At 45.5% G+C, this 22341-nt stretch carries 16 protein-coding genes; 11 read left to right on the forward strand and 5 right to left on the reverse strand.

What is annotated here, in order from left to right; translation table 11 throughout:
- Window positions 1-97: 97 nt before the first annotated feature.
- The 4 genes from HMPREF3034_RS04705 to HMPREF3034_RS04720 form a co-directional block, all read right to left on the reverse strand.
- Entirely contained in the window at window positions 98-856 is a 759-nt protein-coding gene (locus tag HMPREF3034_RS04705) for a succinate dehydrogenase/fumarate reductase iron-sulfur subunit (RefSeq protein ID WP_036899226.1), read from the reverse strand.
- Between the two features lie 81 nt (window positions 857-937).
- Complete coding sequence (locus HMPREF3034_RS04710) at window positions 938-1291, reverse strand: four helix bundle protein (protein WP_062433630.1); 354 nt, start codon at window positions 1289-1291, stop codon at window positions 938-940.
- Between the two features lie 136 nt (window positions 1292-1427).
- On the reverse strand, window positions 1428-3410 hold the full coding sequence (locus tag HMPREF3034_RS04715) for a fumarate reductase/succinate dehydrogenase flavoprotein subunit (protein ID WP_062433634.1): 1983 nt from the start codon (window positions 3408-3410) through the stop codon (window positions 1428-1430).
- Window positions 3411-3436: 26 nt separating this feature from the next.
- Complete coding sequence (locus tag HMPREF3034_RS04720; RefSeq protein ID WP_062433637.1) at window positions 3437-4120, reverse strand: fumarate reductase; 684 nt, start codon at window positions 4118-4120, stop codon at window positions 3437-3439.
- Between the two features lie 288 nt (window positions 4121-4408).
- On the opposite strand from HMPREF3034_RS04720, the gene mnmG reads away from it, so the two are divergent.
- From mnmG to HMPREF3034_RS04765, 9 genes are all read left to right on the forward strand, one after another.
- Window positions 4409-6280 carry a tRNA uridine-5-carboxymethylaminomethyl(34) synthesis enzyme MnmG gene (gene mnmG / locus HMPREF3034_RS04725; RefSeq protein WP_062433640.1) on the forward strand — a complete coding sequence of 624 codons (1872 nt, stop codon included), beginning with the start codon at window positions 4409-4411 and terminating at the stop codon, window positions 6278-6280.
- Window positions 6281-6362: 82 nt separating this feature from the next.
- The gene (locus HMPREF3034_RS04730) at window positions 6363-6893 is read left to right on the forward strand and encodes an adenine phosphoribosyltransferase (protein ID WP_062433643.1); all 531 of its coding nucleotides are present in this window, start codon (window positions 6363-6365) and stop codon (window positions 6891-6893) included.
- A gap of 123 nt (window positions 6894-7016) precedes the next feature.
- Complete coding sequence (gene uvrC / locus HMPREF3034_RS04735; RefSeq protein WP_062433645.1) at window positions 7017-8858, forward strand: excinuclease ABC subunit UvrC; 1842 nt, start codon at window positions 7017-7019, stop codon at window positions 8856-8858.
- 24 nt (window positions 8859-8882) lie between these two features.
- Window positions 8883-9335 (forward strand): D-aminoacyl-tRNA deacylase, encoded by a 453-nt coding sequence (dtd, locus tag HMPREF3034_RS04740; protein ID WP_062433648.1) that lies wholly within the window; start codon window positions 8883-8885, stop codon window positions 9333-9335.
- Window positions 9336-9388: 53 nt separating this feature from the next.
- Window positions 9389-9733, forward strand: coding sequence for a nucleotide pyrophosphohydrolase (locus HMPREF3034_RS04745; protein WP_036899241.1), 345 nt, complete (start codon window positions 9389-9391; stop codon window positions 9731-9733).
- 97 nt (window positions 9734-9830) lie between these two features.
- Window positions 9831-10802: a deoxyribose-phosphate aldolase gene (gene deoC / locus HMPREF3034_RS04750; protein WP_036899242.1), complete on the forward strand. Its 972-nt coding sequence runs from the start codon at window positions 9831-9833 to the stop codon at window positions 10800-10802.
- A 673-nt stretch (window positions 10803-11475) separates the two neighbouring features.
- Window positions 11476-12615, forward strand: coding sequence for an acyltransferase family protein (locus HMPREF3034_RS04755; protein WP_062433649.1), 1140 nt, complete (start codon window positions 11476-11478; stop codon window positions 12613-12615).
- 25 nt (window positions 12616-12640) lie between these two features.
- Window positions 12641-15124 carry a glycoside hydrolase family 95 protein gene (locus tag HMPREF3034_RS04760; RefSeq protein ID WP_062433651.1) on the forward strand — a complete coding sequence of 828 codons (2484 nt, stop codon included), beginning with the start codon at window positions 12641-12643 and terminating at the stop codon, window positions 15122-15124.
- Window positions 15125-15470: 346 nt separating this feature from the next.
- Window positions 15471-16232 (forward strand): Spi family protease inhibitor, encoded by a 762-nt coding sequence (locus tag HMPREF3034_RS04765; RefSeq protein ID WP_231725612.1) that lies wholly within the window; start codon window positions 15471-15473, stop codon window positions 16230-16232.
- Window positions 16233-16304: 72 nt separating this feature from the next.
- Here the strand turns inward: HMPREF3034_RS04765 and HMPREF3034_RS04770 are convergent, their stop codons facing one another.
- On the reverse strand, window positions 16305-17282 hold the full coding sequence (locus tag HMPREF3034_RS04770; RefSeq protein WP_036899250.1) for a polyprenyl synthetase family protein: 978 nt from the start codon (window positions 17280-17282) through the stop codon (window positions 16305-16307).
- Between the two features lie 89 nt (window positions 17283-17371).
- Between HMPREF3034_RS04770 and polA the strand changes: the two genes are divergently transcribed.
- On the forward strand, window positions 17372-20134 hold the full coding sequence (polA, locus tag HMPREF3034_RS04775; RefSeq protein ID WP_062433655.1) for a DNA polymerase I: 2763 nt from the start codon (window positions 17372-17374) through the stop codon (window positions 20132-20134).
- A gap of 512 nt (window positions 20135-20646) precedes the next feature.
- The gene (locus HMPREF3034_RS04780; protein WP_062433657.1) at window positions 20647-22137 is read left to right on the forward strand and encodes an acetyl-CoA hydrolase/transferase C-terminal domain-containing protein; all 1491 of its coding nucleotides are present in this window, start codon (window positions 20647-20649) and stop codon (window positions 22135-22137) included.
- The last annotated feature ends 204 nt before the right edge of the window (window positions 22138-22341 follow it).

Raw genomic sequence — 22341 nt, forward strand, 5'->3', positions numbered from 1 at the left:
ACTGTTTTGTACAATCTATTTCTCTGCCCGTATAAGGGCAATAAAAAAGCCTCCCAAATCCGGCAGACTTGGGAGGCTCAATATAGTTAATGGGCTATTAATCAGCCAACTTTGCTACGATATACTCGCGATTCAAGCGAGCGATATTGGCAATGCTTTCATTCTTAGGACATACGGCTTCGCAAGCACGAGTGTTGGTACAGTTACCGAATCCCAGCTCGTCCATGCGTGCAATCATAGCCTTAGCACGCTTAGCAGCCTCAGGACGACCTTGTGGCAACAATGCCAACTGGCTGACCTTAGAGCTTACAAACAGCATGGCAGAACCGTTTTTACAAGCAGCTACACACGCACCACAGCCGATACATGTAGCACAATCCATGGCTTCATCGGCATTATCTTTCGGAATCAAGATAGCGTTGGCATCCTGAGCCTGTCCGGTACGAATGGTCGTATAGCCACCGGCCTGAATAATTTTATCGAAAGCTGAACGGTCTACCATACAGTCTTTAATAACGGGGAAGCCAGCAGAACGCCATGGTTCTACAGTGATAACGTCGCCATCGTTGAAGCGACGCATGTAGAGCTGGCAGGTAGTAGCGCCACGCTCGGTTTTTCCGTGGGGAACACCGTTGATATAAAGCGAGCACATGCCGCAGATGCCCTCACGGCAGTCGTGGTCGAAAACGAAAGGCTCTTGGCCTTCTTCTATCAATTCCTCGTTAAGAATGTCGAGCATTTCGAGGAATGATGTATCGTCAGGAATATCCTTCATTTCACGTGAATCGAAGTGTCCCTTGGCTGTAGGACCATTCTGACGCCAATATTTGATTGTGAAACTAATATTCTTTGCCATATTTTGTTATTTTTTTTAGTTGACAAGTAGACGAGTGAACAAGCAAACAAGATGATGATGAAGACGGTATAGAATTTGAATTCATTTCTGAAAGCTCTTTACTAATGCTGTCAACATGTAGATAACCTCATTATTTTGTTTCGACATTTCGGTATATTCAACTTCAGAAACATATCGAAGTTCACGACTTATTATAAGCTGTGTTTCCAATTCTGCAGCCGATCCTAATGCTATATTCAAGAAGTTAATAGGTTCTTTCGGAAAAATTCGTCCATAGCCTTCAGCTATATTGGATGAGATTGATACCGCAGCACGTTGCATTTGAGACTTCAGACCAAACGTTTCTTCCCTAGGGAATGTCTTGGTTAGCTCATAAATACTTTTAACTAGAGCAATACCTTTTTGCCAAACTATTAATTCTTTGTGGTTACTCATGCTTTATACCGCATTTTTTCTCCAAACTCGTCGTTGAAAGATATACTTATATACTCATAAACTTGTCTACTTGTAAGTTCTTATACTTATAGACTTGTTAACTCGTATACTTGTCTACTCGTCAACTTATAAAAACTTAATTTTTATAATTTCGTGTTTGTACCTTGATTGCCTCATACTCCAAAGGCTCTTTGAGAAGCGCGGGAGCAGTGTGGTCATCGCTTTGATATTCCCAACAACCTACGTAGAAGAAGTTCTCATCGTCGCGCTTAGCTTCGCCTTCTTCGGTCTGGTACTCTTCGCGGAAGTGACCACCGCAGCTCTCATTACGAGAAAGAGCATCGTTGGCAATCAACTCACCCATGAGAATGAAGTCGCGCAAGTGGATGGCTTTATCAAGTTCGATGTTCAAACCGTCCTTGGTTCCGGGGATGAAGAGGTTGGTATCGAATTCCTTACGAAGTTCTTTCATCTTCTCCAAACCGGTCTTCAAACCTTCGGCTGTACGACCCATACCTACGTACTCCCACATGATGTGGCCAAGTTCCTTATGGATAGAGTCTACAGAACGCTTACCCTGAATACCCATCAAGCGGTCAATTTCGTCGTTGACATTCTTCTCTGCCTCAACAAATTCGGGCAGATCGGTAGACAGACGAGGCCAAATTGCCTGATCGGCCAAGTAGTTCTGAATAGTATAAGGCAATACGAAGTAACCATCAGCCAATCCCTGCATCAGGGCAGATGCACCCAAACGGTTAGCACCGTGGTCTGAGAAGTTACACTCACCGATTGCAAACAAACCTGTTATAGAAGTCATGAGCTCGTAATCTACCCAGATACCACCCATCGTATAGTGGATAGCAGGATAAATCATCATTGGCTTGTAGTACTTCACACCGTTGATTTCATTAGCCAAATCGCCGGGGAATACATCGTTAATCTCTTCGTACATCTCGAAGAGGTTACCATAGCGCTGCATGATTTCGTCCAAACCTAGGCGGTTGATAGACTCAGAGAAGTCGAGGAATACGGCAAGGCCTGTGTTATTTACACCAAATCCCTTATCGCAACGCTCCTTAGCTGCACGCGAAGCAACATCACGAGGAACAAGGTTTCCGAATGCCGGATAGCGACGTTCCAAGTAGTAATCGCGTTCTTCTTCGGGGATTTCCCATCCTTGCTTGGTTCCTGCCTGCAATGCTTTAGCATCTTCGAGCTTCTTAGGAACCCAAATACGACCGTCGTTACGCAGAGACTCAGACATCAATGTCAACTTAGACTGCTTGTCACCGTGTACAGGAATACAGGTGGGGTGAATCTGAACGTAAGAAGGATTGGCCATGTAAGCACCCTTACGATAGCACTGGATAGCAGCTGTACAATTGCAACCCATAGCATTGGTAGACAAGAAATAGGTATTACCATAACCACCTGTTGCGATAACAACAGCATTAGCTGAGAATCTTTCAAGTTTACCTGTTATCAAATTCTTTGCTATAATACCGCGAGCACGACCATCTACGATGACAACGTCTTCCATCTCGTAACGTGTGAAGAGCTTAACCTTGCCCTTCTCTATCTGACAACTCAATGAGGAGTAAGCACCGAGAAGAAGCTGCTGACCGGTTTGACCCTTAGCATAGAATGTACGTGACACCTGAGCACCACCGAATGAACGGTTAGCTAACATACCACCATATTCACGAGCGAATGGTACACCCTGAGCAACACACTGGTCGATGATGTCGTTTGACACTTCAGCAAGACGATAAACGTTTGCCTCACGAGCACGATAGTCGCCACCTTTCACTGTATCATAGAACAAACGATAAATAGAGTCACCATCGTTTTGGTAGTTCTTAGCGGCATTGATACCTCCCTGTGCAGCGATAGAGTGCGCACGACGGGGAGAGTCTTGGATACAGAAGTTCAAAACATTGAAACCCATCTCGCCAAGAGAAGCGGCAGCACTGGCACCAGCCAAGCCTGTACCAACAACGATAACGTCAAGTTTCAACTTATTCTTAGGGTTCACCAAACGCTGGTGAGCCTTATAATTGGTCCACTTCTCGGCCACTGGGCCTTCGGGAATTCTAGAATCTATTAGTTTAGCCATAATCGAATTAGTTTAAAGTTAATAGGTTACGCAGCACAAAGACTGGGAGCACAACCAAATGCAAAGGCCAATACAACAACGAGGAAGCCGAGCATCAATAAGGTAGTATATACCAAACCGATAACCTTCCAACGATTGAACCAAATCTTGCCATTAACACCAAGAGTCTGCATAGCGCTCCAGAAACCGTGTGACAAGTGGAACCAGATAGCTACAATCCAAATGACATACAGAACGACGAACACAGGATTAGCAAATGTTTCCTGAATCCAAGCAAATCCGTCAGCAGGACCATAGAGAGCCTCTGTACCGATAAGTTCGGCAAACATCATGTTGTACCAGAAGTTGTAGAGGTGCAGCAACAGCCCCAACAAAATGATGATACCGAGTACCAACATGTTTTGGCTGGCCCACTCTACCTTTTCAGGACGAGCAGTTACTGCATAACGCTCTTCGCCACGAGCACGACGATTCTGTGCCGTCAAGATGAAAGCATAAACGATGTGGAACACAGTCAAGGCTGCTAAACCGAGCGTAGCCACAATGGCATACCAGTTAGCACCCAGAAGTTCACAAATCGTATTGTAACCCTCTCCAGAGAACAGAGCCACAATATTCATGCACAAGTGGAATGTCAGGAAGAGGATCAACGCGATGCCGGTAACAGACATCACAACCTTCCTGCCAATAGATGAATTGATTAACCACATAAATGATTGAAATTTAATTATTTAACTGATTGAAAATATTTCCACAACTCATATTGACAATGTTTTACACAGATATAAAACGTCGCCTTAGATACTTTGATATAGGTATAGATACCCACATAGTAGGTTGCAAAAATACTATAATTTAGTGATTAATCAAAAGGAATTCATAAAAAATCGGATTTTATTTGCTACTTTTGCGGAAAACAAAGAGGGGCTATTTTTTGACACGTCTTACACTTGATAGTAACCCTTTGTAAAACTTATAAATTTCAGGGAAAAGAACGGATGAACTTCCAGTATGACGTCATTGTGATTGGAGGAGGCCACGCAGGGTGCGAAGCTGCGGTGGCATCAGCTAACTTAGGAGCAAAGACATGCCTCATCACGATGGACATGAACAAGATTGCACAGATGAGTTGTAATCCCGCTATAGGCGGAATCGCTAAAGGACAAATAGTACGTGAGATTGACGCTCTCGGCGGAGAGATGGCACATGTGACGGACGCCACGGCTATCCAGTTTCGTATGTTGAACCAAGGAAAGGGGCCGGCAGTATGGAGTCCGCGTGCTCAATGCGATCGCGGAAAGTTCATTTGGAAGTGGAGAGAAATACTAGACCACACTGATAACCTTGATATTTGGCAGGATCAAGCCGATGAGTTACTCGTAGAGAATGGGCAAGCTATCGGTGTACGTACCATTTGGGGTGTTGAATTCCGCGCTCGTTGCGTTGTTGTTACTGCCGGAACATTCCTCAACGGGCTCATGCATATTGGTAGATTCCAATATCCCGGAGGCCGATGTGCCGAGCCTGCTGTACCACATTTCACAGAAAGTATCACTCGTTGGGGCATCCGTTCGGAACGTATGAAGACCGGAACTCCAGTGAGAATCGACCGACGTTCGGTGCATTTCGAAGACATGGAGATACAAGATGGTGAGCAAGACTTCCACCAATTTAGTTATATGGGGCCACATCGACAGCTAAAACAGTTGCCATGCTGGACTTGCTATACCACCCCTGAGTCGCACGAAGTACTTCGTGGCGGACTAGCAGACTCTCCCCTCTTCAACGGACAGATTCAAAGCACCGGTCCAAGATACTGTCCTTCTATCGAAACAAAGCTAGTTACATTCCCAGACAAGGATCAACACCCCCTATTCTTAGAACCCGAAGGAGAAGACACCAACGAGATGTATCTCAACGGTTTTTCCTCCAGCATGCCTATGGATGTACAATTAAATGCCATCCATCAAATTCCTGCACTGCGAGATGCCAAGATTTACCGTCCGGGATATGCCATCGAATACGATTATTTCGATCCAACACAACTCAAGCATTCGTTAGAATCGAAGATTATTGATGGTCTATTCTTTGCCGGACAGGTTAACGGTACTACAGGTTATGAAGAAGCCGGAGGACAAGGATTGGTCGCCGGCATCAATGCGGCATTGAAATGTGCCGGTAACGAACCGTTTATTATGCATCGAGACGAGTCATATATTGGCGTATTAATCGACGATTTGACAACCAAAGGCGTTGACGAGCCTTATCGCATGTTCACTTCTCGTGCCGAATACAGAATACTATTACGCCAAGACGATGCTGACGCAAGACTCACAAAACGTTCTTACCAGTTAGGATTAGCTACTAGAGAACGTTACGATTGGTGGCTTAAAAAGAAAGAAGGAATCGATAAAATCATCCGTTTTTGCGAAGAGTTACCTATCAAAGCGAGCGATATCAATACACAACTAGAGACACTAGGTACGACTCCTTTGCGTGCCGGATGCAAATTAGTTGATTTAATCGCACGTCCCCATCTATTTCTCAACAACCTATCGGAGATTATTCCTTCTCTAAAAGAAGTTATTGATTCTATCGACGAACGCCAAGGAGAGATCGTTGAATCGGCAGAAATTAAAATGAAATATAAAGGATACATCGAGCGAGAGCGGATGGTCGCCGACAAGATGCATCGTCTAGAAGACATTAAAATAAAAGGAAGATTCAATTACCAAGCACTCCATGAGATTAGTACAGAGGGAAGACAAAAACTCGAACGCATCGATCCCGAGACTCTAGCGGAAGCGAGTAGAATACCGGGAGTATCTCCCAGCGACATCAATGTAATGCTTATACTCCTAGGAAGATAAGTTTCACGTGAAACAAAACAACAAATATACGAAACATAACAACCTATTACACAATCGATTATAATATAAACTAAATAATAAAATGAACAACCAATTACTATTAGACAACCTCCGTTGCATTCCGGATTGGCCTATCAAAGGTGTCAATTTCCGCGATGTCACTACCCTATTTAAAAGTCCAGACTGTCTCAAAGAGATTAGCGATGAGATGTACGACCTTTACAAAGACAAGGGTATTACAAAGATTGTAGGTATCGAAAGCCGCGGATTCGTCATGTCAACAGCTGTCGCGATCCGATTAAATGCAGGAGTTGTACTATGCCGTAAGCCCGGAAAGCTACCCTGTGAGACCGTACAAGAGAGTTACGACAAGGAATATGGCACCGATACTATCGAGATTCACAAGGATGCTATCAATGAAAATGATGTTATCTTACTACACGATGACTTACTTGCAACTGGTGGAACGATGAAAGCAGCATGCGACCTCGTCAAGAAATTCCATCCAAAGAAAATTTATTGCAACTTCATTATCGAACTCACCAACGAAGGTTTGAACGGCAGAGATACTTTTGATAAAGATATTGAAATCACATCCTTGATACAAATTTAAATACAACGACTTCCCAGTCCTCTCCCAAAGAGAGGGCTTTTTTATTCAATAAGGAATATCACTCGCTAAAGTTTCACGTGAAACTTTAATTATATAAAGTCTTCTCTACAAAGGAGTTAACACATGACAAAGGAAGAGAACAAACAAAGGATAGACCGCCTAAAGAACATAGTATTGAATATGCCGGAGAAGCCGGGGAGCTATCAATTCTATGACGACACCCATACTATTATATATGTAGGGAAAGCCAAGAATCTCAAAAGACGTGTCACATCCTACTTCCACAAAGAAGTGGACCGCTTCAAGACTAAAGTTCTCGTTTCCAAAATCCATGATATAAGTTACACGGTGGTCAACACCGAAGAAGACGCCCTACTCCTTGAGAACAGTCTTATCAAGAAGTACAATCCTAAATACAATGTATTATTGAAGGACGGAAAGACGTATCCCAGCATTTGCATTACCAACGAATACTTCCCACGCATCTTCAAAACTCGGCAAATCAATCGCAAATACGGCACCTATTACGGTCCTTTTCCCCATATCAGCAGCATGTATGCGGTATTAGACCTCATTAAAAAGCTATATAAACCGCGTACTTGCCGTCAGCCCATCACCAAAGAGGGTGTCGCAGCCCATAAATACAAGCCTTGTCTGGAATATCATATCCATAATTGCGATGCTCCGTGTATAGGCAAACAGAGTTACGAAGACTACCAGCAAAACATGAATCAGGCACGCGAAATTCTCAAAGGGAACACGCGTGAGGTAGGGAAATGGCTCTACAAGCTGATGATGAAGAATGCCGAATTAATGAAATTTGAAGTAGCTCAAGACCTCAAAATCAAGTACCAACTGCTCAACGAATTCGTCTCCAAGAGCGAGGTTGTAAGCCATACAATAGACGATGTAGACGCATTTACCATCATCGACGACGACCACAATCGCAATGCTTTTATCAATTATATCCACGTCAGAAAAGGCAGTATCAATCAAAGCTTCACCTACGAATACAAACGTAAACTCGAAGAAAGCGACGAAGAGCTCCTTATCACCGCTATTCCGGAGATTCGCGAGCGTTTTGGGAGCACGGCCAAAGAAATTATCGTACCTTTTGAGATGGAATGGAAGCTCAAAGATGCCGAGTTTTTCGTACCTCAACGAGGCGATAAGAAGCACTTACTAGACCTTTCCGAGATGAATGGTAAACAGTATAAATTTGACCGTCTCAAGCAAGCCGAGAAACTCAATCCGGAACAAAAACAGACTCGATTGATGAAAGAATTGCAGCAAAAGCTACAACTTCCCAAACTCCCCTACCAAATAGAGTGCTTCGACAACTCCAACATAAGCGGTACAGATGCCGTTGCCGGATGCATCGTATTCAAAGGAATGAAGCCCTCCAAGAAAGATTATCGTAAATATAACATCCGAACCGTCACAGGACCGGACGATTATGCGTCGATGCAAGAAGTCGTTCGCCGTCGTTATAGTCGCATGATAGAAGAGAAAACACCACTTCCCGACCTCATTATAACCGACGGTGGAAAAGGCCAAATGGAGGTTGTTCGCGAGATTGTCGAGGACGAATTACACCTCCAAATCCCCATTGCAGGACTAGCTAAAGACGACCACCATCGCACCAACGAGCTACTCTATGGTTTCCCGCCAAAAGTGATAGGTATGAAGACTGATTCCGAACTGTTCCACATCCTCACACGCATACAAGACGAAGTACACCGTTATGCCATCACATTCCACCGCGACAAGCGCAGCAAACACGCTCTCCATAGCGAGTTAGACGACATCAAAGGCATCGGTCCGAAGACCAAAGAAGCCCTTATCAAAGAGTTCAAGAGCGTCAAAAAGATACGCGAAGCCAGTCTGGAAACATTGACAACTGTGGTCGGAAGTGCCAAGGCTGCCATTATCAACGAATATTTCAACAACAAGTTGGCCGACTAAAATAAAATCTTTACCTTTGCCATTATGAGAATCGTTATACAACGTGTGCAGCACGCATCGGTCACTATTAACTCAGAAGTAAAGTCTGCCATCGAGCAAGGCTATCTTATCTTATTAGGCGTGGAATCCACTGATAATCAAGAAGATGCAGATTGGTTAGCGAAGAAAGTCATTGGCCTGCGTGTCTTCGATGATGAGGATCACGTCATGAATCGCTCCATCCAAGACATAGGAGGCAATATATTGGTTATCAGCCAGTTCACTCTCTTCGCCAGTTACAAAAAAGGGAACCGCCCCTCATGGTTTCGTGCGGCACCTCACAACATCAGTATACCACTCTACGAGTACTTCTGTAAGCAGCTGGAATCACTGCTTGGTCGCCCTATTGGAACTGGGGAATTCGGTGCAGACATGAAAGTAGAGTTACTCAACGACGGTCCTGTGACCATTTACATGGATAGTAAGAACAAGGAATAATAGATATTTAAGAGGACTCTCCAAAACTATTTTCTAAAATAAATATAGACAAAATGGAAGATAAGAACACTGATATTACCGGACTTCGTGAGGCTCAACGACAGGTGGATGAGTGGATTCACACCTATGGGGTGCGCTATTTTAGCGAACTCACCAACATGGCTTGTCTCACCGAAGAGGTAGGCGAATTGGCGAGAGTGATGGCTCGCGTATATGGCGACCAGAGCTTTAAAGCCGGCGAAAAGCCTAATTTAGGCGAAGAGATGGCCGATATTCTTTGGGTGCTCTGTTGTCTAGCCAACCAAACCGGTGTTGATTTGGCCGAAGAGTTCCGCAAAAGCATGAAGAAGAAGACCAAAAGAGATAAAGATAGACATCAAGGATTATCAAATCAGTAGCAACAAATAATTATAATAACATCAATAACAATGTCCACATTTCATCTCCCTCCCCTTTTAGGGAGGGTTTGGGGTGGGGCTATTAACCAGCAAAATTATGGCATATACTAAAGACATTGAACCCACAGTTCACAACCATCACGACCACGAACACGATCATCACGAGCACCATCATATCTTCAAAGAGCAGAGCAAGTATGATGAAGTATTGGCAAAGTATAACTTCAACATCACCGAACAGGAAGTGAGCGCTGCTGTCAAGAAGATTATTGCCGAGAAAGCTCATGAGAACGACACCCTCGACGTGAAGAAATTCCTCTTCGGCAGCATTGAGTTGACATCACTCAGCACCACCGATACCGATGAGAAAATCCTCGCTATGACGGAGAAAGTCAACCAGTTTGCAACAGCCTATCCCGACCTTCCCCACGTAGCTACCATCGTAGCATATCCCCGCTTCTGCCGCCTCATCAGCGAATCTCTTGAAGTAGACGGTGTAGAAGTAACCACCGTAACGGGCGATTTCCCCCACTCTCAGACGTTTATCGAGGTTAAGACCATAGAAACCTCACTTGCATTGAAAGACGGCGCCACAGAGATTGATATCGTACTTCCTGTAGGTAAGTTCCTCAGTGAGGACTATGAAGGCGTAGCCGATGAGATTAGCGAACTGAAAGAGGTATGTGGCGACCATGCCATGAAGGTCATCTTGGAGACTGGCGACCTGCAGACTGCTTCTAATATCAAGAAGGCTGCCATCGTTGCCATGTACTCTGGAGCCGACTATGTGAAGACTTCTACCGGCAAGGAGAAAGTAAGTGCTACTCCCGAATCGGTATACGTCATGTGTCAAGCCATTAAGGAATACTACGATCAAACAGGCATACAGATAGGTTTAAAGCCCGCTGGCGGCATTAATACCGTCATGGATGCAATTATATACTACAGCATCGTTAAAGAGGTTCTAGGCGAAAAATGGCTCACCAACAAGTGGTTCCGCCTCGGAACTAGTCGTTTGGCCAACCTGCTCTTAAGCGAAATCGAGGGTACAGAGACCAAATTCTTCTAAGAAGAAAGCATATAGAACATTGCTACAAACCACATTATACGCTCGTTCAGTAGCAATATTCTACCATTAAAGAGTAGAGACGATGCCTGCATCGTCTCTTTTTTTGCGCCTAATTCAAAGGGAAACACCCTAAAATGAAGTGATAAGAGTTCTGCTTAATATACTGTTACCCCTAGTACACACTATCTTGCCCACTGGAGAAGAAGCACATTCCGTCTCTACCATTGTCTATCTTCATCTGCAAAACCTTGTTTACTTGTCTACACGTTAACTTGTCTACTTAAACGAGAGGGTTGGGGTGAGGTTGCTGCAACAGCACCTCAGCATCACTGTCTCACCTTTTCAGCAATACTGAATAGACGAAACAGAAAGCCTGCCCCAACGCTGCAGTCAGTTGAGTTCTTGAGTTTTTTAGTTCATAAGTTTTATCCCCTCCCCTTGAAAAAAGGCTTTTGTAGAGCAGAGAGGACTATCGTCTCCCTAACAGACGACATTACTAATCAGCAATTTAAACGATATAAGACCGTATACATCGTCTCTACTACATCGGAACAAAATTGGCCAACAAATCATAAGGAACACATTATATACCGGCAAACAGTATTTTCCTCTATCAAATCAAAATAAATATAAAGGAAAATACTTAACTTTGTCACGAGAACATTATACTACCATGGATTCTAATACAACTACCAACAAACCTCAACGCCTGCAATCGCTCGATATACTCCGCGGTTTCGATATGGCGTGCCTCGTGTTAATTCAACCAATACTGTATCACTACCTCGAAATTGCCGCCCCTGCCGACGATACTTTCGGTGCATTTCTGAACAGCCAAGTCACCCATGTGGAATGGATCGGATTCAGCTTTTGGGACATCATCATGCCACTGTTCATGTTTATGTCGGGCATTACGATTCCTTTCGCATTCTCCCGTCAGAAGCGAGAGGGAGCCGACAGCACTTTCTATCGTCGACTTCTGAAACGTTTCTTGATACTCTGGGGCGTCGGAATGGTGGTTCAAGGCAACCTGTTATCGCTCGATTGGCATCAATTTAAATTATTCTCCAACACGCTACAGAGCATCGCTGTGGGTTATGTCGTGACTGCCCTTCTTTTCGTCCTCACTTCCAAGCGTACACAAATAGCCGTCGTTGCAGCCTGTTTCATCGGTTATATCGCTGTGTTTGCCATTTGGGGCGATATGGATTTCAGCATGGGTCACAACATAGCCGATACCATTGACATGGCTGTACTGGGCGTCTTCCGCGATGGCATGAATTGGGATGGCACATCATGGAACTTCAACGGTACTTACAACTACACATGGGTATTGAGCAGTCTCAATTTCATCGTAACGGTCTACTTAGGTTGTTGGGCAGGATACATCCTCAAATCGGGCGACACCCAACAACAAAAGCTCCGCAAACTCTGCATCATGGGCACCATATTGATTGTTGCTGCACTCGCCATGAGTCCCATATTGCCCATCATCAAGCGTATCTGGTCTAGCTCAATGACCCTGTTTGCCGGTGGAATCTGCTTCTTGCTCATGGCTCTTTTCTTCTATATCATCGACATGCGCGGTTGGACCAAGGGCACCCAATGGCTTAAATACTACGGTATGAATTCACTCGCAGCCTACTTTTTAGGAGAATACATGAACTTCAGATCCATCGCAGGCTCACTCTTCTACGGTTTAGAACAATATTTGGGCGACTTCTATCCCGTGGTCGGCACGACTGTCAACGTAGGCGTTGTGTATCTCATCATTCGCTGGATGTACAAACAAGGCATCTTCATCAAAGCATAACCAATAATATAAACGATATAAGAACATGAAAAAATCAAGTTTGATACTCGGAGCAGTCCTACTCTTGTCGTCCACCACAATACGGGCACAACGGTCGAATTTGGTGGTATGGTTCGATACTCCATCCACATTAAATGGTCGAACAGCTTGGTATGGCGGGCATCCCGATATGTGGAGCCAAGAGAACAAGCCTACAACGGCCGGCGATGGTATTCACAATCCCGATCAAGAATGGGAATCGCGCTCCCTCCCTATCGGTAATGGCAACCTCGGTGCCAATATAATGGGGTCTGTTTCGGCCGAGCGATTCACGCTCAACGAGAAGAGTTTATGGCGTGGCGGTCCCAATGTAAAGCAAGGACCTGCCTACTATTGGAACGTCAATAAACAGTCGGCTCACGTGCTCAAAGACATTCGCGATGCTTTCACACGTGGCGATCAGAAAACAGCCGAAGAACTTACGGCCAAGAACTTCAACGGACTGGCAGCATATTCAGCCAATGAAGAAGAGGATTTCCGCTTCGGAAACTTTACCACCATGGGCGAATGCTACATCGAGACAGGTCTAAGCGAAGTAGGCATGACCCATTATCGTCGCGAACTATCGCTCGACTCAGCACTGGCTAAGGTTAGTTTCACGAAAGACGGCACCCACTATCAGCGCACATCTTTCATCTCCTACCCTGCCAACATCATGGTGGTGAAGCTGAAAGCTGATAAACCCAGTATGCAAAACCTGCTATTCTCGTATGCCCCGAACCCTGTAGCTACAGGCCATATACAGGCCGATGGCACCGACGGAGTGGTCTATCAGGCAGCACTCGACAACAATGGAATGCGCTTCACCGTACGCATCAAGGCCGTGGCCAAGGGCGGAAAAGTAAGCGTGACAGACGGAAAGATACGTGTAAACGGAGCCGATGAAGTGACGTTCTACATCGCCGGAGACACCGATTATCAAATGAATTTCGACCCGGATTTCACCAATCGCAAGGCTTATGTAGGCGTTGACCCTGACGCAACCACCCAACAATGGATGCAAGCTGCCATAGCCAAAGGCTACGATGAACTGCTGAGGGAGCACGCGGCCGATTATATGCCCCTCTTCAACCGCGTTCAGCTGACACTGAATCCAGATAAAGCCGTGAACCTTCTACCCACCAATCTGCGCCTACAAAACTATCGTAAGGGCAAAGCCGACTTCGGATTGGAAGAGCTCTACTATCAGTTCGGTCGCTATCTGCTTATCGCCTCATCACGTCCGGGTACATTGCCTGCCAATCTACAGGGCATTTGGCATAACAATGTAGACGGTCCGTGGCGAGTAGACTACCACAACAACATCAACATCCAAATGAACTATTGGCCTTCGTTACAGGCCAATTTGGCTGAATGCGCCCAACCGCTCACCGATTTCATTAAGACTCAGGCAAAGCCCGGAGCCGTAACAGCCAAGGCATATTACAATGCTCGCGGTTGGACATCGTCTATCTCGGCCAACATCTTCGGCTTCACCGCTCCCCTCTCCGATGAACAAATGCAGTGGAATTTGTGTCCCATGGCGGGTCCATGGCTTGCTACACATCTGTGGGAGTACTACGATTTCACTCGCGACAAGAACTTCTTGCGCACCACGGGTTATCCACTGATGAAAGGAAGTGCCGACTTTGCCGTGGATTATCTATGGAAACGCGCCGACGGAGTGTACACAGCAGCTCCTTCTACATCGCCCGAACACGGTCCAGTAGACCAAGGTGCCACCTTCTCTCATGCCGTTATTCGTGAGATTTTGACCGATGCCATCGCAGCCAGCAAAGTATTAGGTGTAGACGCTAAGGCTCGCCAAGAGTGGGAGAATGCCTTACGACACCTCGCACCTTATCGCATTGGACGTTACGGACAGATTATGGAGTGGTCTACCGACATCGATGATCCCGACGATCATCACCGCCATGTCAATCATTTGTTCGGACTACATCCCGGTCATACCATCTCGCCCATCACTACCCCCGAACTGGCTAAAGCTGCCAAAGTAGTTTTGAAGCATCGTGGCGACGGCGCTACGGGCTGGAGCATGGGATGGAAACTGAATCAATGGGCACGTCTACACGATGGTAATCACGCTTATACCCTCTATAGAAACCTATTGAAAAATGGCACACTCGACAACCTTTGGGACACCCACGCACCTTTCCAAATAGACGGAAACTTCGGTGGGACAGCCGGAATCACAGAGATGTTGCTGCAAAGTCAGATGGGATTCATCCATCTACTCCCTGCCCTTCCCGATGCATGGAGCACCGGTAGCGTAAGCGGATTAATGGCTCGTGGCAATTTTGAAGTAGGTTTGAACTGGACTAACGGACTATTAAGCGAAGCGACTATCAAAGCTAAGAGTGGCGGTAAATGCACGCTACGCTACGGTTCTCATACCTTAAGCCTCAACACCAGAGCGGGAAAGACCTACACCCTCGCTTATGACAAGGAAAAAGGGTTAAAAGTCAAATAATGCATATTTGCCAAATTAAATACAGCACAAGCTCATTATATGTGATAAATCTTACTCAAGATTTAGCTTAATAAAACAACTTGTAGGGCGCGGCATACCGCGCCCTACAAGAAATTACAACTGTGCTTATTCTATAAAAAATAGACTGTTTGTTTGCGGACGCTACATGTCGCGTCCCTACAAAGCTTGAAAACAAGTAAGAGAGCAACATTCATATATCATATATATTTACTATAATTGTCCTTTTTTTCGTATCTTTGTGCACATAATTACACTCAAAACAAGTAATTAACACAGAAAATTACAAACTTATCCGCGCATAAAGATAGTTCAAAACTACCACAAAATCCTTGTTTTTACATTCGCATTATCACTATTTGGCAATGCAAATGCCCAGAAAACATCTCTTTCTGAGGCACAGAACGAGGCTTTACAATTCCTCAAACAAAAAAATGCTACGACGCAACTGACGCCTACTGCCAATACCGCACGCACACGTGCCGTCAGCAATCAACCCTATTATGTGTTCAATGCCCCCAATAATCAAGGCTTCGTCATTATCTCCGGCGACCGTCGAATGCCCACAGTATTAGGCTATTCTACCAATGGCCATTGCCCCGAAACAGATATGCCCGATAACCTCCGAGCATGGATGCAGTCGTATGTAGCCAACTATCGCGCACTAGCTTCTACTCCATCAACACGTAGCGTAGTATCTACGCCCACCCTCATCAAGAAAAAGAATCCTATAGGACCACTGTTGAAGATCCAATGGGATCAAGGAGAACCCTACAATAGAGATTGTCCTACGATAGGCGGAGCACATGCCGTGACGGGGTGTGCAGCCACTGCCTTGGCACAAATCATGGCATATCATCGCTGGCCCAATGAACTGAAGAACGATATTGCCGATCCATCACAGCGCACAATCCCCTCGCATGTCACGACAGAAATTACCTCTATCGCGCCATCAAGTGATTCTCAAGCTGCCATCTACAACTTTCGTGGACACAAACTCGGCATGGTTCATATAATCAATGGTACGCCACAACTGCATGCTTTGCCCCATGGTGTATACATCGTCAATGGTAAGAAGTTTATCAAATAAGGACGCTAACAAGCTCATATACAACAAAAAAGCCTCGCATTTGCGAGGCTTTTTCATTATACTACAAGTGTTTTACTTATTCCTTTTAATCACATAATCAAGATAAGCCATCAGAGCATCCTTGATATTTTGGTCTTTGATGTATTGATGAACGAAGTTTACAGCTTCTTCATGGAACTCATTCATCTTCTTTTCGGCATACTCTATACCACCATTTTCTTTCGCAAAAGCTACTAATTGAGCAATACTCTCCGTGTTGATTTGCGACATCTTCACCTTTCGGGCAAGCTGTAACATCGCCTCATCGCCTGTAGAATTAAGCGCATAGATAATAGGTAAGGTCAGTTTACCTTCTTCCATATCGTTTCCGGTAGGCTTTCCTATCTCCTCTGAATCGTAATAATCAAAGATATCATCGCGAATTTGGAAAATAATACCAAGATTCTGCCCGAACTTAGCAGCAGCTTCTACTACCTCTTTGCTTGCTCCTACCGACTCAGCACCAAATACGGCGCAAGCTTCAAACAGTGCTGCCGTCTTGCGTTTGATAACCTCATAATAGACATCCTCGGATATTTCTTGATTCGAGATATTCGTCAATTGTAAGATTTCTCCATCAGAAAGGGTTTGTCCCAAGCGAGCCAAATAACGGATAATAACCTCGGAACGCGTATGAGAGACGCTAAGCAAAGATGTAGACAAGATATAGTCGCCCACCAGTACAGCCACCTTATTATCGTAAGTCGCATTCACACTGGCCTGTCCGCGGCGCTCTCCACTCTCATCTACCACATCATCGTGCACCAAACTAGCCGTATGGAGCAACTCCAAACCTACAGCTGCATATTGCGTAGCTTCACTTATCTGCCCGAAAGCCTTTGCCAATAGCAAAATAAGCATGGGTCGCATACGCTTGCCCTCGCGCTTACGAATGTGGTCGAGAGCCTGTGCCAGCAAACCATTACTATGTTCTAGCGAGTGGCTGAAATACTCGGAAAAGTCATCCAACTCCTTTATTATTGGATGTTTGATGCGAGACAGGTAGTCCATGAGAATACTATATTTGTCACAAAATTAATGATTTTAATCGGGATTATTTCCTTTTTTTTCGTAATTTTACTGCAAATAAATTTGATTTTATGAATAAACTCTTTCTTCTGGATGCTTATGCACTCATATATCGTTCCTATTACGCTCTCATCAGATCGCCACGTATTAATTCCAAAGGACTCAATACGTCGGCCGTCATGGGATTTGTGAACACCCTCAACGAGATTCTCACTAAAGAGAAGCCCACTCATATCGGTGTGGCATTCGACCATGGCAAGACTTTCCGCCATGATGCTTTCCCTGCCTATAAGGCGCAACGTGAGGAGACACCGGAAGACATTAAGCGCTCGGTACCCATCATCAAAGACCTTCTCACAGCTTTCAACATTCCCATCCTACAGGTTGATGGCTTCGAAGCCGACGATGTAATCGGCACTTTAGCCACCAAAGCCGGTGAGCAAGGAGTAGAAACCTACATGCTCACACCCGATAAAGACTATGGTCAACTCATCCGAGATAACGTCTACATGTACCGCCCTCGGCATGGCGGAGGGTACGATATTATCGGCCCCAAAGAAGTCTCAGAGAAGTATGGCATTGATAGTCCTGACCAAGTGATTGATCTCTTGGCACTCATAGGCGACTCCGCTGACAACTTCCCCGGCTGTCCCGGCGTGGGAGAAAAGACTGCCGTGAAACTTATCAACGAATTCGGTAGCACCGAAAACCTTATCGCCCATACCGACCAACTTAAAGGAAAGATGCGCGAGAAAGTTGAAGGTGCAATCGAAGATATTCGCATGTCAAAATTCTTAGCGACCATTCGAACCGATGTTCCCATCGACTTGGATTTGGAAAATCTGAAAACCGTTGAACCCAATGAAGAAAAATTGAGAGAAATCTTCACCGAATTGGAATTTAAGAGTCTTTCTGACAAAATCTTAAAGAAAGCAAATAAGAAGCCAACAGTTGTTAATTTACAACTTGATATATTTGGGAATAATCCGACCAACGATGCAGAAGAGCCTAAAAAAACAGATATTTTTAAACAAGATACAGGAGAATTTAAATACGAACTTATTGATACAGAGGAAGAAAGATTAAAAATTTGTGATTTTTTCAAGACAAAACAATTTATCAGTCTAGACACAGAAACCACATCAACCAATCCGATGGAGGCTGAATTAGTGGGTTTAAGCTTCTCTGTGGAAGAAAATACGGGATTCTATGTTCCAATTCCTAGCGACCGTCAAGAAGCCGTAAGAATTGTTAATATATTCAAACCTATCTACGAAGATCCACAAATTTTAAAAATCGGACAAAACATCAAGTACGACTTAGTGGTGCTCCGAAATTATGGAATCCATCTTCAAGGCAAGATGTTCGATACCATGTTGGCTCATTATGTGTTGCAACCGGAATTGCATCACAATATGGATTACATGGCCGAAACATTGCTAGGGTACAAGACCATCCACATAGACGAACTGATAGGCCCCAAGGGTAAGAATCAGAAAAATATGCGCGACCTCTCCCCTACCGACATTTGTCGCTATGCATGTGAGGATGCCGATATCACATTACGACTCAAAAACGTACTCGAACCACGCCTTCAAGAGATGGGCATGAGCGATCTGTTCTGGAACATAGAGATGCCCCTGCTTCCCGTGTTGGCCGAGATGGAAATCAACGGCATTGCATTGGATACCAAAGCATTGGAAGAAACGTCATTCTTATTCAAAGAGCGCATGGCTGAATACGAGCAACGTATCTATCAACAAGCCGAAGAAGCGTTCAACATCTCGTCGCCTAAACAGGTAGGCGAAATTCTCTTCGAGAAGATGAAAATCGTAGAAAAGCCCAAGAAAACCAAGACCGGACAATATGTTACAAGCGAAGAGGTGTTGCAACAACTCAAGAGCAAGGCGCCTATCGTAGAGGATATTCTAGCCTATCGCGGCTTGAAGAAGCTCATCGGAACGTATGTTGACGCCCTACCCAAGCTCATCAATCCGCATACCGGACACATTCATACCTCATTCAATCAGGCAGTTACGGCCACTGGTCGACTTTCGTCGAGCGACCCCAACCTGCAAAACATTCCCGTACGAGGCGAAGACGGCAAGGAAATCCGCAAGTGTTTCATCCCCGATCCCGGCTGCCTGTTCTTCTCGGCCGATTACAGTCAGATAGAATTACGCGTAATGGCGCACCTGAGCCAAGACGAGAATATGATAGAGGCATTCCGCGAAGGCCACGACATACATGCCGCCACAGCTGCCAAAATCTATCATGAGACCATGGATACCGTGACACGCGACCAGCGTACCAAGGCTAAACGAGCCAACTTTGGCATCATTTACGGCATCACCACTTATGGATTGGCACAGCGACTAGACATTGATAATCGCGAGGCCAAGGAACTGATAGAGGGCTACTTCCGCACCTTCCCAAAGGTACAGAGCTACATGGAAGAGGCTAAAGAGAAAGCACGACAGAACGGTTACGCCGAAACCTTCTTCCATCGTCGCCGCTATCTGCCCGACATCAACAGCGGTAACGGTACTGTGCGAGGCTTCGCCGAGCGCAATGCCATCAATGCGCCCATCCAAGGTAGTGCTGCCGACATTATCAAAGTGGCGATGATCAACATCTTCCAACGCTTTCAACGCGAGCAAATTCGCTCAAAAATGATACTCCAAGTGCACGACGAACTTAACTTTTCCGTCGTTCCCGAAGAGAAAGAGAAGGTAGAACGCATTGTACTCGAAGAGATGCAAAAGGCCTATCCGCTCGATGTGCCACTCGTAGCCGATGCCGGATGGGGCAGCAACTGGCTCGAAGCCCATTGATACGAACTTTTTCCAAAAGCTTGAATGAGCTGTAGAGAGTCTGCCAACATTGAAAAAACAGAAGAGCAACATACTTATTTGTCCGGAGGACAACCTCTTCATAACCGCAGGTTGGAGCAAGGCGGAAACCTACGGAAAATAGAAAAGGAGAATTAACGAGTCTGAAAAGACTCCCCAATAAGGTCTCTTTCTGTATTTCAGCTAACTTTTAAGGGCAGTCTTATCAGACTGTAAACTACATTCACATACACACCGGAGACTATCTTCGCTTTCGCTTGATAGTCCCCGGCTATGAATGGATAGCCTTTCAGGTTTTTGTTAGTATAAGCTTACTTATAAGGTATTGATAGAAGAACTCATATCAAAAGTTTTACCACACTCTTTGAATGCAGAGACAAAAAATCACTATCTTTGCAGAAGATAGGCTGCGGTCGGCAATAAGAAAACAAGTTTTCATTGCATCCACTTGCACTCTTTTTACAAAAGATAATAATAGATGAGAAACGATACCTATGACTTACACAAGAATGACAGCCGCCGAAGCGGCACAGATGATTAAGAATGGTGATACATTAGGCCTCTCCGGATTCACTCCCAACGGCAATCCGAAAGCCGTTTTCCGCGAAATTTCCAAACGCGCCATACACGAACACGAAACCGGACAAGCATTCCAAGTTGGTATTCTTACCGGAGCCTCATCGTGCCAAAGCGTAGAAGGCGACATGGCAGCAGCCAAAGCCATCAAATTTCGTGCCCCTTTTTCCACCAATAAAGACTTCCGCGACCACACTAACCTAGGCGAAGTAGACTACGAAGACATGCACTTAGGACATATGGCCGAGCGACTACGTCGTGGATTCTATGGCGATATAGACTGGGCCATTATCGAAGTAAGCGCCATAGAAGAGGGAGCCGACACGTGCAAAGTTTCTCTAACATCGGCCGGTGGCATTGTGCCCACCATCGCACGAATGGCCAAACGCGTCATCCTCGAACTCAATCACTTCCATAATCCCAACTCCCGTTTCTTGCACGATGTCGTGGAATTGGCCGAATACCCCTATCGCCAGCCCATCCCCATCACGCGTGTGGCCGAGCGATTTGGTAAAGATTATGTGGAGATAGACGCCAAGAAAATAGTGGGTGTGGTCGAATGTAACATCCCCGAAGAAGCACGTGCCTTCAAAGACTTGACCCCTGAGACAAAGAAAATTGGCGAAAACGTGGTCGATTTCTTCTTGAGCGACCTTCGAGCAGGTCGTATCCCAAAAGAGTTCTTCCCCATCCAGAGCGGTGTGGGAGCCACCGGGAACGCCGTGATGAAAGCCATTGGGCAATGCGAAGGGCTGCCGGTGATGAACGTGTTCAGCGAAGTGGTACAGGATGCCGTGGTCGACATGATGCTCAAAGGGCAGATTGGCTACGCTTCGGCCACTGCTACAACCGTCACCAACGAGTGCCTACAGAAGATTTACGATAACATGGACTTTTTCAAAGAGCGCCTGACAATACGCCCCAGCGAGGTGGCCAACGCCCCGGAACTGATTCGGCGGTTCGGTGTCATCGCCATGAATACAGCGTTGGAATGCGACCTTTACGGCAACGAGAACTCCAGTCATATCTGTGGGTCGAATCTGATGAACGGTATCGGAGGCTCATGCGACTACGAGCGCAACGGCTCTATCAGCATCTTCTATACCCCATCTACGGCTAAAGGTGGCAAGATAAGCGCCATCGTACCCATGTGTAGCCACGTAGACTCTACCGAGCACGACGTCGACATCATCGTGACCGAGCAGGGAGTAGCCGACTTACGTGGCAAAGGGCCATTGCGACGGGCACAGGAAGTCATCGAAAACTGTGCGCATCCCGACTACAAACCACTATTACGCGACTACTTGCGACTGGCCGGAAGGGGTCATGAGCCGCAGAGTATGACGGCTGCCTTGGCCATGCACCAAGCCTACTTGGAGAAAGGCGACATGCGATTAGTAGCGTGGTAGAGAGAAGAAAAAAGAAAGGAGTCTTTTCCATACCATAAACTTTAAGAACTCATCAACTCAAAAACTTACAAACTTTAAACTCTAACTTATTAACTTACCAGCTTAAAACGATTTCCCTCCCCTTTTGGGGAGGGGCAGGGTGAGGCTCCTGCAGCGACTTATCAGCATTACTGAAAAGGCCCAACAGCGATGCTGACACGGCCT

Origin of the sequence: Prevotella sp. DNF00663 (assembly GCF_001553265.1) — a bacterium.
Lineage (GTDB): Bacteria > Bacteroidota > Bacteroidia > Bacteroidales > Bacteroidaceae > Prevotella.